Raw genomic sequence first — 12,707 nt, 5'->3', positions numbered from 1 at the left:
AAAACCGTAACATCATGGAAATAATAAGCATGGACATCAGAACCTTCGATGCCCTGTTTTCCAGAATCAGGGAAATCGAGGAAAAATCCGAACTGCTGAGCCGGAAGAATGAGGACATCGGCCTTAAGAAATGGCTCGACAACGAGGACGTGTGCAACATCCTCGGAATCTCAAAGCGCACCTTGCAGACCTACCGCGACAAAGGCATCCTGCCGTTCAGCCGTATCAGGAACAAGCTCTTCTACCGTCCGGAGGATGTAGAGAGACTATTACAGTCGTCGTATCACCCAAACACATCACAGCTATGAGCCATTATTTTATCGACAGGCAGGATCCGCGTGTGGCGGACCTGTTGCGCCGCCTCGGAAACATCGGGCAGGCGCTCGGACAAGTTGAATCGGTCGCACGCCCCATGTTCAAGGGGGACAGGTTCCTCACTGACGAGGAGTTGTCGCGCCTGCTGAAAGTGAGCCGGCGCACCTTGCAGGAATACCGCACCGCTCGTCTTATCCCTTACTACATTGTACAGGGAAAGGCCCTGTACCGGGAATCCGAGATACAGAGCCTTCTTGAAAAGGCGCACCGTAAATGCGTGGAGGAACAGAAGTGGCTCTAAGAGCCGCTGAGTTCCGCAATATGCGCTGCTATCAGGCATAGGCGGGAACGGTCTGCAATCACAGGCCGTTTCCCGTCTTGTTCCTGAATTTATATTTCCTTCTCTTTGCCATTTCCTTATCCATGCTTTCGTCAATAAGGGTAATTTCAGCACTTGATGCCTGCATACGCAGACGCTTCATGTCCTCATCAACCTTGCGGTCAGTCACCTGGGCGTATATCTGTGTCGTGGTAACGCTCTTATGTCCCATCATTCGGCTTACTGTCTCAATGGGAACGCCCATCGACAGAGTGATATGTGTTCCGAAATTATGCCTCGCCTTGTGGAAGGTAAGGCAGAAACCGTACTCCTTGCCGAGCTGCCGGGTAAGTTTTATCAAATAGGTTCTGCTATAAAGATTGAAAATCTTACCGTCCTGCCGCTCGTCCCTGTATTTCTCCATTATTCGCATTGGGATGTCAAGCAGGCGTATCGCCGAGCGACTGCCCGTCTTTTGCCTGTTTACATGTATCCACCACGTACCGTCCGGAGTCTGGGATATGTCATCCTCAGTCAACTGTTTAAGATCTGCGTATGCCAGCCCTGTGAACGTCGAGAAGATGAACCAATCGCGCACCCTTTGGAGATTTGGGGCATCTATCTGTTTTTCCATAAGCAGTTTCAGATCGTCAAGCCTCATGTGGCGGCTCTTGCGACGTGGCAACGGTGGATGGAGCCTCGCATATGGGTCACGGCGGAGCGTGCCCTGGCTGACTGCTCGCATCGTCATCTTCTTCAGACGGTACAGGTGTTCGTGAACCGATTTGGGCTTGAGTCCACGGTCTGCGCCGAGAAACACCTCGAAATCGTCATAAAAAGACCTGTCAAGCGCACGGAGCGGCACATCATCCATATCCCGTTTCCCGGTTACGAATGCAGATAGATGACGGTATGAGTTGAGATAGCTTTCGTATGATTCCTTTGTGCGGTCTACGCCCACACGCTTGTGGAATTCCTCGTTATGTTCACGGAAAAGAGCCAAAAGGGTCGATGGCTTGCGCCCGATGCCCTTCATGGCGTTCTTAACAAGCTCGGCGGTGACGAAGCCAAGGCTGCGCCTTATATCCTCGTAATGTTCGTTTATCTCAGCTGTCAGCGAGTCTATGGCGCGGTTCACGGTGACTGCATTGGCACTGCGCCCGTCCGCCCGTCCTTTTTCGGGGTTCCAGATATCCGGGTTCACAGACACTTTCGTTCCTATCTGCTCCCATTCGGCGTCTATGCTGACCTTGCACAGAAGCTGGCATGTTCCGTCCTTGCGGACTTTTGTCCGGTTGATATAGAAGAGGATGGCGAATGTGCTACGCCGTTTGGGTGTATTGTTGTCTTTATCCTTTTTCATGACTATGTGGGGTTTGGTTTATTAAATGGCGACAGTGAAGCGTGACGCTATCCGGCTGTCAAGGTTCTGTGTGTCTGTCCCGATTTTGTCATCGGTCACTTTCGCGTAAATCTGCGTCGTGGTAATCCGGTTATGGCCCAGCATACGGCTGACGGTCTCAAGAGGCACACCATGTGCAAGCGTGATCTCGGTGGCGTAGGTATGACGCCCGCAGTGATAGACCAGCCTGCGCTCTATGCCGCATATCTTGGCAATCCTTTTCAGATATGCGTTCAGGGTGGAGTTGCTGTACATCGGCAGGAGTTTCCCTTCAGGTGCCATTCCCCGGTATTTCTCGATAATTCTCAATGGCAGCTCAAGCAACGGTATCTCATATTCCACCTTCGTCTTTTTTCGCGAGGACCTGATCCAGACCGTACCGTCCTCGGCAGTTTCAAGATTATCTTCCGTCAGAAGACACATATCGCCGTATGGAATGCCTGTATAGCAGGAGAACAGGAAGAGATCGCGGACATGGTACAGACGGCTGTCGTGGAGCGGTGTCGTCATAATCCGGTGGAGTTCCTCCGAAGTAAGAAACTTCTGCTCACGCTGCGGCTTTTCTGCCTCATATCCGGCAAAAGGATCTGCGGTTATGATGCCGTCGGTGATAGCCTCCGAGACTATCATCTTCAACCGTGTTGTATGAAAGCCCACGGTGGAGGTGGCGAGTCGGCGCTGTGTACGCAGGTAGATGTCATACTTGTCTATGAAGGAACGGTCGATAGCCGTAAACGGAATATCCGACAGCTTATACTCCGTTTCCAGAAATGTTGCCAGGCATTTGTAGGTGTAATTGTATGATTTCAGTGTGCCATGAACCCGGTTCACACCGACACGCTTTGCGAAGTTCTCTATGAATGTGCTGAAATATCCCATCAGCGTTTCCTGTCCGAAAGCCATCCCCTGTATCTGGCACTTCACATCATCGGCGGTCACGCCCATGCGGACAGCCGACAGTTCCTTATAGACGGAAAGTGCGCTTGCCCTGATTTCGTCAAGCTGGCGGTTGATTTCCCTTGACGCGGCGCTCTTGCCAGTGGCACGGCCGAGCATCCATGCCTTAGGTGATGCCGAGAGTTTCGCGCTGAAAGCTGCCTCCGAGTATCTGCCTACGTTTATACGCCCCATCACCGGACACAGACCGTCATCCGACATCTCGCTCTTTTTAAGGTAGAACGAAACCTTTAATCCGCTCTGTTTCATAGCTCTATTCTTTGTTTGCAAAATTAACTGATATAGAGTAATTTGTAGGTATGCAAAACGTAGCGGAACCACGAATAGGAATCACAGATGCCATCCCGGAGCCTATATTTCTTCGCAATGCCAGAGAAAATCGCTAAATTTGCAGTAGCAAAGATGCCTGACAAGCGGGTTCTATGACATAAGACAGGGATAATCATCCATCGGCAAAACCGTCTTCAAGACCGGATTCCGGATAGGAAAAAGGCAACGGATAGGTAGCGATTCTATCTCCTAACCCTTCCAAAAACCGAATTTTCCGCCGAAAGCACCCTTCGGACGAACAACGCCAATCTCTCCTAACTCTCAACACATTACTTTATTCCCCATTTATTGCCATAGTCTCGCGAATTCTCCGTATATTTGATTCAAAGAAGTGGTTTATGCAAACGCGCCCTGGCCAAAGGCCGACTTTCACTTTTCTTTTTGTCGAATATTCTCCGTATATTTGCGCTCATGCAATCTCCTCCTTACATTTAATATAAAACAATAAAGACAGATATGGAGTTTAAGAGCCTAATCAAATCGTTAGCTGTTTTCTTCTTAATGGCAGTCCCGGCCGTGTCGGCCCAAGCCCAGAGCAAAGTCATCAAAATCGACAATCCGAAAATGACCGTTTTCCTGCCGCCTTCCGGGATTGGAAACGGAAAGGCTCTCGTCGCGCTCCCGGGTGGGGGATATTCGCATCTCGCGGTCTATCACGAGGGATTCGACTGGGCGCCGTTTTACAATCAGCTCGGGCTTGCTTACGCCGTGCTTGAATACTCTATGCCAAAAGGTGACCGCTCCATCCCTATGGGCGATGTCGATGCGGCGTTCAAGATCATGGCCGACAGTGCTTCTCAATGGGGCTTCCATCCCGACAGCATAGGCATAATGGGTTCGTCGGCCGGTGGTCACCTCGCTTCGACTATGGCCACTCATCCAACCGAAAATTGCCGTCCGGCATTCCAGATATTGTTTTATCCCGTCATATCAATGGATTCCGGTCTGACCCACAAAGGTTCGCGCACCGGATTTTTGGGTGAGAATCCATCCGAAGAGCTTGACGCTGCCTATTCATCCGAGAAGCAGGTCACTTCTGCGACACCAAGGGCTCTCATGCTCCTTAGTGCTGACGACAAGACTGTAGTCCCGGCCAACAGTCTCAGATATTTCGATGCTCTTAACAAGGCCGGTGTCCCGGCTTCGCTTATGGTCTATCCTACAGGCGGTCATGGTTGGGGCTATCGTGAGAAATTCAGGTATCACGACAACGTGCTTTCTGAAATCACCTCATGGCTGAAAAGCCTCTGACGCTGGCAGATGATGCGGCTGAGGAAATTGTCGGTCATGATACCGGATTGCTCGGCCGCATGGACGGCGGTTTCTCACTACTGATGAGCTGTGGTTCTGGCAAGCTCCTGCAAGGACGGAATGACAATAGTAACGGCCGTGGGGATAAAGATTCTCTCCACGGCATTTTTATATTGGCTTCAAACAGACGGTGCGCGTTTTGTGTATCGGAAACTTTTGAGTACATTTGCATACTGATTTACACAATGCACATATATGAGATTTGACGAGCTCGACCTTAGCGACGATATTCTTGACGCTCTTGATGCCATGCGTTTTGACGAGTGTACACCGATTCAGGAACAGGCTATCCCGGTGATTCTTGAAGGCCGCGACCTTATCGCGGTCGCACAGACAGGCACCGGCAAGACCGCCGCCTATCTTCTTCCCGTAATCGACCGCCTTGCCGAACTTCCTGAAGCCAAGGACTATGTGAACTGTATCGTCATGTCGCCGACCCGCGAGCTTGCCCAGCAGATTGACAGACAGATGGAAGGCTTCGCCTATTTTGTGCCTGTCAGCAGCGTGGCCATCTATGGCGGCACTGACGGCGCGACTTTCGCCCGGCAGCAGAGAGGTCTGAAGATGGGGGCTGATGTGGTCATCGCCACTCCGGGCCGTCTGCTCGCACACTTGCAGATGGGTTATGTCGATCTGTCGAAGGTTTCATATTTCATACTCGACGAGGCCGACCGTATGCTTGACATGGGCTTTTATGACGACATAATGCAGATAGTCAAGCAGCTGCCGAAAGAGCGTCAGACGCTGATGTTTTCGGCTACGATGCCTCCGAAAATCCAGCAGATGGCCAAGGCTATACTGAATAATCCCGCAGAGGTGAAAATCGCTGTCTCGCGTCCTACCGAGAAGATTGACCAGTCGGCATTCGTGTGTCATGAAGGCCAGAAGACCGGCATTCTGCGCCATCTGTTCAAAAACGCGCACTCTCAGAGGGTAATCGTCTTCTCTTCATCGAAACTCAAGGTGAAGGAGCTGAGCCGGGAGTTGCGTAAGGCAAAGATAAAGACCGGCGAGATGCACTCGGATCTTGAGCAGGCCGAGCGTGATCAGGTGATGCTCGATTTCAGGGCGGGACGGCTTGATGTGCTTGTCGCAACCGACATATTGTCGCGTGGAATTGACATCGACGATATTTCGATGGTAGTAAATTACGATGTACCGCATGAGGCGGAGGACTATGTGCACCGTATAGGCCGCACGGCCCGTGCGAATGCCGACGGAATGGCTGTCACGCTCATCAGCCAGCGGGAACAGGCGAAATTCGGGCAGATTGAGTCGTTTCTGGGCTATGAGGTGAGGAAGCAGGATGTCCCTGCCGAACTTGGCGAAGCCCCGGCCTATAATCCCGCCAAACGCAGCCCACGGGGAGGGAACAGTCGTCCGGGCAGCCGCAGGAACGGCCACGGCGGCAATAATAATCGTCAGCAGTCCGGAAGAAATCAGGCTCAGGCAGGAGACGGCCGACGACCGACGGCCAAACCGAAGCAGCGATCGAAACCGAATCAGGCCACGATGCCAAAAGCTGATGCAACACCCGGAGCAGAGGCGAAGCCCAATTCAACTCCTGTGGCTAAACAATCAAAATCAGCGGGAAATCCCGGCAAACATAAACGAAGCAACAGCCGTGGCCGGAAACCGGGAGGTTCAGGCAATAAAGCTCCAAAGGCTGCGGAATGACGGATGTAGTTCCGTCCGCATCGTTGCGGTATATGAGATAAATGAAAGGATTCTATGGCAGAGCAACATGAAACGATAAGACTGAGCCATCTTGATACCGGCTATTGTGTCAGGAATGAGAGGGTCGCAGTCACCAAGGATATAAATGCGTCGTTGTATTCGGGAGAGCTGACATGTCTGCTCGGCCCTAACGGTGCAGGTAAGTCCACGCTGCTTAAGACGTTGACCGGTTTCATTGCGCCTCTGAACGGAGAAATTACAATCGGTTCGAAATCACTTACCGAATATACGGATTCGGAACTTGCCAAGGTGATAGGAGTAGTGCTTACCGAAAGGCTGAGTGTCAGCAACATGACTGTCAGTGAATTGGTCGGGATGGGGCGTAGTCCTTACACCGGTTTCTGGGGGCGCATGGACAAGGCTGACAAGGAGATTGTCGACGAGGCCATCTCGCTTGTCGGCATAGAGGCTCTGAGAGGCCGGACGGTGCAGACTCTTAGCGATGGTGAGCGTCAGAAGGTGATGATTGCCAAGTCTCTCGCGCAGGAGACCCCGGTCATATTCCTCGACGAGCCGACGGCCTTTCTTGACTATCCGAGCAAGGTTGAAATCATGCAGTTGCTCCAAAGCCTGTCAAGGGAAAAGTCGAAGACCATCTTTCTTTCAACCCACGATCTGGAACTCGCTCTTCAGATTGCGGATAAGATATGGCTTCTTGACAAGCCCCACGGAGTGTCGATCGGCACTCCCGAGGATCTTTCGCTGAACGGCGACATGGGCAGATATTTTCAGCGTGACGGAGTGGTGTTTGACATCGAAACGGGTTTGTTTAAAATCAATCACAGGATTTCGGGTGCTGTTTCTCTGACAGGTTGTCCTCCTTATGTCAATATGGTCAGAAAGGCGCTTGCCCGTCAGGGACTTGCTGTGACCGATGACTGCGGATGTGGGACAAAAGTCGTGGTCAGGGCAGATGCCACCGGATATTTCATAAACGATGGAGTATGCTACAGGTCTGTAGGAGAGCTGCTTGATGCGCTTAAAGAGCTGCCTGACACTACGGCCGGGCGTTGATTCGCGGGAAGGCGGGACTATATATAATATATAGATATTAGTGTAAAGGCTGGACCGGGGCGTGGCTGAGAATGGGATGTTTCGAAAAGGTTTAATCCGGCGGGTGAATTTTTGTGAATATTTAGTATATTGCAGGTCAAAGAGTTAAATTTCGGTTAAAGAACGCAGGATGGTTAAACTGTTTGACGGTGCGGCGGTCAAACAGACAAACAACACGAAATAATAACAGTAAAACAAACAGTACGATAGAAATGAAAAAGAAAGTATTAGGTTTAGCATTCGTCGCAATGTCACTCTTCGCATTCACCGGCATGGCACAGACTCCCGCTCAGTCGGAGCAGACATGTAAGGTCAATAAGGAAAATGTAAAATGTAAAAACACTGAAAAACGTGCATGCTGCAAGGCCGCCAATCCGTTTGAAGGTCTGAATCTGAGCGATTCGCAGAAGTCGCAGCTCCAGCAGCTCGACAGCAAGCGTAAGGCTTCACGCCAACAGGAGGCACAGACCCGCAAGGAGGCAAAACAACGCAACGATTCTTCGCGTATGGCAGCCCGTCGCGCAGAGAAGAAATCTTATCTTGAAGAGGTCAAGGCTATCATCGGTCCTGAGCAGTATGTGGTATTCCTCGAAAACATGTATGTCAATGGGGGAGGCCGTCAGCACGGTGGCAAGGCTTTCATGAAGCATGCCAAGAGCCGTAAAGGCAATCTCACCGGCCATCGTCACGGCCAGTCAAAAGACAAGAACAAGGTTTCCGCAACTGCTGAAAAGTCTGCGTCATAAAAGCTGACAGACCTGTTTCTCTCCGGCGATGAATATCCGCTGCCACTGAATATGTCATCGGATGTAGAATCAAAATCAGACAGTCCGGTCTCGGAGATGAGTCAGAACCAAAATCTCCGAGACCTGAATATAATAAAAAAACAACTCCGAAACTTCTGATTGAAAGTAAGTTTCGGAGTTGTTTTTTGAGGTTCCTAGCAGATTCGAACTGCTGTAAACGGTTTTGCAGACCGGCGCCTAACCACTCGGCCAAGGAACCATGTCGTGGTTTTTACGTGTGCAAAGTTAGGTCTTTATTTTGAATCCTCCAAATTTTTCGAAATAAAAATTATGTAAAAGAATTTTTAGTATTCGTGAATATTTGCTAAATTTGCCATGAAATAAACTTTAAATAAGTAGTATTTAACCAAATAGTCACAGCCCATGAAAAAATCACTATTTATTATCGGAGCTGCATTCTCGATGGCATTCCCGTCGGTTTTAGCCGCGACACCTGACAAAACAGGTGGAATTTCGCAGTCGGATATTGAAAATTTCCGCTCGGCCTACGATAAGACTCCTGCCAATAAGGCGATTCACAATGCCATTGCCAACAATGATATCAATTCGCTTGCTGTCAATCACAGCAATAAGAACAATTTCGATGCGACCTTCTCACACCGCGTAAAGAGCAAGGGGATAACCAATCAGCGCTCGTCGGGCCGTTGCTGGCTTTTTACGGGACTCAACGTGTTGCGTGCCCAGATGATGCGCGACCATGATCTTCCTAAACTTGAACTCTCGCAGAGCTACAATTTTTTCTGGGATCAGCTTGAAAAATCAAATCTTTTCCTTCAGGGCATAATTGATACGTCCTCACTTCCTGCCGATGACCGCAAGGTCGACTGGCTGTTCTCCAATCCGCTCAGCGACGGTGGACAGTACACAGGCATATCCGACAATCTTATGAAATATGGTGTGGTTCCCATTGAAGTGATGGGCGAGAGCAACAGTAGCAAGTCGACCTCGACAATGCGCCGTCTTCTCGGTCTGCGGCTGCGCGAGGATGGCCTTGAGCTTCGCAAGCTCGCCGCTTCGGGACAGAACACTTCGGCACTCGTTGCCCGCAAGAAGGAAATGCTTAAGGAAATTTACCGTATGCTTGCGCTTAACCTCGGTGAACCGCCGACGGAATTCACTTGGTCGCGCCGCGACAAGGACGGAAATGTGGTGAGCACTGAGACCTACACTCCGCAGTCGTTCTACAAGACGTTTGCCGGAAATGACCTGAAGAACGATTATGTGATGCTGATGAACGATCCTACACGCGAGTACTATAAACTGTATGAAATCGAGTTTGACCGTCACGGCTACGACGGCTACAACTGGACATATGTCAACCTCCCTATCGATGACATAAAGAAAATGGCCATCGCTTCCATAAAGGATGAGAATGCGATGTATTTCTCATGCGATGTCGGCAAGTTCATTGACCGTGAGAGAGGTGTGCTCGATATTGACAATTTCGACTATGACTCATTGTTCGGGACTAAGTTCGGCATGGACAAGGCCGACCGCATCCGCACTCATTCGTCGGCTTCGTCACACGCGATGACTCTCGTCGCAGTGGATCTCGATGCCAACGACACTCCTAAAAAATGGATGGTGGAAAATAGCTGGGGCAATGGTGCGAACGACGGGCATCTTATCATGACCGACAAGTGGTTTGACGAATATATGTTCCGTCTCGTTGTCAACAAGAAGTATATCACTCCCAAGGTCAAGGAAGTTCTCAAGCAGAATCCTACACTTCTCCCGCCGTGGGATCCGATGTTCGCAGAAGAGGAATAAGAGACAGACATTTGATTGATGTGACAGGTCAAAGATCAGGTTTATGATGGAATATAGATTCTTTAGATAATGGTCTGATGTCCTGTCTGACAGTTTGAAACTAAAAAGAAGAGGCAACCGGTCAGCAGGTTGCCTCTTCTTTTTTTGCAATAATATCGTCTATCATAAATCAGGATTGGCAGGAGCATTGGGGTTGATAAGACCTCTGGTTATGCCAATAGCTACGATTCCCAAAGCCTGTAAAGCAGAAGGTCCGTTTGCTTTCGTAAATTTGAAAACCGGGGGATTGTAGCGTGACTTATTGTGGACTGAGGAATTATCAGTGTCGGTGGTCAGGACAAAATCAACCAGATTGAACCTTATTTTGTCAAACATCATCAATGTCTTTAGCCCTATGTTGCATTCGAAGTTCATTGCTGCGGATGATTGCGAAGTGTCAACGACAAGGTCCGGGACTCCGACAGTGTGACCGCCCATACTGACAGGCATATTTCTGACACGGTAACATAGCGATTCAGTCACACCCCCGATACCTGCCCGGCGGATGGTGTCGGTTTCGGCGTTAGATTTTATGAAATCCTTGTTGGCTTCAAAGAATGAAGCATCCAATGTTCCGTAGGAGGCATCACCGGTGTCAATACACATGAGAAGAGGATTGTTTAAAACAGCTCCGATAACGTTGAGCGACATGCCTTGACCGAAACATATATTAGGGGTTGCATTGCTTCGCTCGGCAACTTCGGAAGGTATGGTTATTTCGCGGTTGATAAAGTCTATGGTCAGATCTTTCAGTTGTAACATCAGTTCGCTTCCAATGACAACGTTGAAACAATCGGTATAATTGTCGGCTTTGGCATGTCCGGTTTTGAAATCCATTATTACAAATGGGACATCGCTGACCGTCATGTTGCCGATTTTAACTTCTTTCGCTATGGCAAACTGCCCTTTGCGCTGTCCTATGCCGGCCACGGTTACATAGCCGTCAATGGGAATAAGATTGAATTTTTTGGCAAGAGAATCGGAAATCATATTTACTCCGGCTCCCGTGTCAAATGTAATATCTGCGATGTTCCCGTTGATGCTGCTTTTTTCGAGGTGCATGAGGACAGATCCATGCTTTGCTTCTCCTACAGGGACTATTTTGAATGGAATGTGACCGGAACTTCCTGTAAAGGTTATGCCATAAGGCTTGTAGTGAGACAAGGCGTTGTGTCGGGAGATTAACAGCTCTAACGATTCGGCCCATACAGAATCAAGATGCCCGACGGTGGCATCAAGGATGGTTTTGACGAAATCTGCCGCTTGTCTGTTATGTCCGCTTCGCCCTAAATCTGTGGCGAACATCACGGTGGAACTCAGCAGATTGCCGAGGTCAAGCGATTCGGAATGATTTTTAAACAATTCGTCAAAAGCCGGAACGGAAATGTCGGGACGGTTGAGACGGTTTCCGATAAGGCATCTTGAAAAGACCTCAAGAAATGGCATGACAGAGTCTTTTGGCGCGGTTTTATGGATGGAATCCAACGCAAACCAATCGCCGGTATTCATGGCGTTGATTATGCGGTCGTTATATGACCGGGCATAGCATGCCAAGGTTGAAAGTATCAATAATAAGGAGAGCAGTAATTTTCGCATGGTTGATCATATTGTTGTTTCGATATAAATGCCTCTATTGTTTCTTCTTTATTTTGAGTCGGTCGAAGCCGTTGCCGTAGACGCTTCTCACTGTCGAGGTGGTGACATAGGCTGTGGGGTCGACTTCATGGGCGATACGGAATATGTTGTAGGTGTCGACCTGACGGCACCATACGAGCATCATTTTCTTTTCGTTGCCCGTCCAATATCCCTGCGCGTCCCAGACTGTTGCGCCACGGCCGGTTTCATGGGTGATACGATAGGCCATTTCGTCCCATTTTTCGGAAAGGATGATGAACTGTATGGTCTGCTTTTCTTGGGCTATGTATTTGTCGGCGAGCCACGAGTAGAGCACTATGGCGAGGAGGCCGAAGATGATGGTCTCTGTGCGTGCCTGTATGCGTGCTTCCATGTCGCCGTCAAACGGGAGGAAGAATGACAGGGCCACTATCGTCACATCGATTATCATCATTACGCGTCCCATACTGACATCTGTCTTATGGGCCATGATGGCGGCCACGATGTCAGTTCCGCCGGTAGTCCCGTGGTGGCTGTAGTATATACCTATTCCAAGTCCGAGAAGGACGCCGCCCATCATGACGCTCATCGGGGTGCTGGTGACGAGAGGCGGGTGGGATGTGAAATAGCCTTCGACCATACCGATGAGCATCGACAGCATTGTCGTGCCGAAAATCGTACGCAGGACGAAGACCTTGCCCAGATATTTATATCCGCAGACGAGGAGTATGATATTTGTTCCGTACATGACGACTGCCACGGGGAGCAGTCCGCCGGTGGCGTAATATATAAGTGTGCTGAAACCAGCCATTCCTCCGATGACTATGTGATGCGGAAGGATGAACACAGTGAAGCCTATGGCATAGATGGCGATTCCGGCGATGATGGCCGCCCAGTCGCGGATGCTGTTGCCGAACGAGGGGCTGCGGAATATGGAAGGAATCTGTATGAAACTCATGGTTGGAAGGTTGTTGTCGTGCGGAGAAGATTCCGACAGGATGGTATGGATGATGAATGTCGCAGCAAATTTACGTGAATATTTCCGATTGGCAAA

At 49.8% G+C, this 12,707-nt stretch carries 12 protein-coding genes and 1 tRNA gene; 8 read left to right on the top strand and 5 right to left on the bottom strand.

From position 1 onward, the window contains the following. The first annotated feature begins 14 nt into the window (after positions 1–14). Positions 15–308, top strand: coding sequence for a helix-turn-helix domain-containing protein (locus E7747_RS15355; RefSeq protein WP_016273984.1), 294 nt, complete (start codon positions 15–17; stop codon positions 306–308). Next, entirely contained in the window at positions 305–616 is a 312-nt protein-coding gene (locus E7747_RS15350; protein ID WP_016273983.1) for a helix-turn-helix domain-containing protein, read from the top strand. Before E7747_RS15355 ends, E7747_RS15350 begins: the two co-directional genes overlap by 4 nt. 58 nt (positions 617–674) lie before the next feature. Here the strand turns inward: E7747_RS15350 and E7747_RS15345 are convergent, their stop codons facing one another. After that, positions 675–1,997, bottom strand: coding sequence for a site-specific integrase (locus E7747_RS15345; RefSeq protein WP_120466198.1), 1,323 nt, complete (start codon positions 1,995–1,997; stop codon positions 675–677). A 21-nt stretch (positions 1,998–2,018) separates the two neighbouring features. Beyond that, positions 2,019–3,242 carry a site-specific integrase gene (locus tag E7747_RS15340; RefSeq protein WP_136416877.1) on the bottom strand — a complete coding sequence of 408 codons (1,224 nt, stop codon included), beginning with the start codon at positions 3,240–3,242 and terminating at the stop codon, positions 2,019–2,021. 537 nt (positions 3,243–3,779) lie between these two features. On the opposite strand from E7747_RS15340, the gene E7747_RS15335 reads away from it, so the two are divergent. The 5 genes from E7747_RS15335 (at position 3,780) to E7747_RS15315 (ending at position 8,170) form a co-directional block, all read left to right on the top strand. Further along, on the top strand, positions 3,780–4,574 hold the full coding sequence (locus E7747_RS15335) for an alpha/beta hydrolase (protein ID WP_136416875.1): 795 nt from the start codon (positions 3,780–3,782) through the stop codon (positions 4,572–4,574). Next, positions 4,556–4,840, top strand: a complete 285-nt coding sequence (locus E7747_RS15330; RefSeq protein WP_136416873.1) for a hypothetical protein — start codon at positions 4,556–4,558, stop codon at positions 4,838–4,840. Before E7747_RS15335 ends, E7747_RS15330 begins: the two co-directional genes overlap by 19 nt. Further along, positions 4,830–6,311, top strand: coding sequence for a DEAD/DEAH box helicase (locus E7747_RS15325; protein WP_136416871.1), 1,482 nt, complete (start codon positions 4,830–4,832; stop codon positions 6,309–6,311). Before E7747_RS15330 ends, E7747_RS15325 begins: the two co-directional genes overlap by 11 nt. A 54-nt stretch (positions 6,312–6,365) precedes the next feature. After that, positions 6,366–7,385, top strand: coding sequence for an ABC transporter ATP-binding protein (locus E7747_RS15320; protein ID WP_136416869.1), 1,020 nt, complete (start codon positions 6,366–6,368; stop codon positions 7,383–7,385). Between the two features lie 251 nt (positions 7,386–7,636). After that, complete coding sequence (locus tag E7747_RS15315) at positions 7,637–8,170, top strand: hypothetical protein (protein ID WP_136416867.1); 534 nt, start codon at positions 7,637–7,639, stop codon at positions 8,168–8,170. A gap of 188 nt (positions 8,171–8,358) precedes the next feature. Here E7747_RS15315 and E7747_RS15310 read toward each other — a convergent pair. Further along, positions 8,359–8,429 (bottom strand) — tRNA-Cys (locus tag E7747_RS15310). Positions 8,430–8,593: 164 nt separating this feature from the next. Between E7747_RS15310 and E7747_RS15305 the strand changes: the two genes are divergently transcribed. Further along, positions 8,594–10,000: a C1 family peptidase gene (locus E7747_RS15305; protein WP_136416865.1), complete on the top strand. Its 1,407-nt coding sequence runs from the start codon at positions 8,594–8,596 to the stop codon at positions 9,998–10,000. Between the two features lie 162 nt (positions 10,001–10,162). Here E7747_RS15305 and E7747_RS15300 read toward each other — a convergent pair whose 3' ends face one another. Next, positions 10,163–11,635 carry a retropepsin-like aspartic protease gene (locus E7747_RS15300; RefSeq protein ID WP_136416863.1) on the bottom strand — a complete coding sequence of 491 codons (1,473 nt, stop codon included), beginning with the start codon at positions 11,633–11,635 and terminating at the stop codon, positions 10,163–10,165. Positions 11,636–11,669: 34 nt separating this feature from the next. Continuing rightward, the gene (locus tag E7747_RS15295; RefSeq protein WP_136416861.1) at positions 11,670–12,611 is read right to left on the bottom strand and encodes a YitT family protein; all 942 of its coding nucleotides are present in this window, start codon (positions 12,609–12,611) and stop codon (positions 11,670–11,672) included. Positions 12,612–12,707: the final 96 nt, after the last annotated feature.

The organism is Duncaniella dubosii (assembly GCF_004803915.1).
Taxonomy (GTDB): Bacteria; Bacteroidota; Bacteroidia; order Bacteroidales; family Muribaculaceae; genus Duncaniella; species Duncaniella dubosii.
This window is presented reverse-complemented; position numbering and strand designations above follow the sequence as displayed.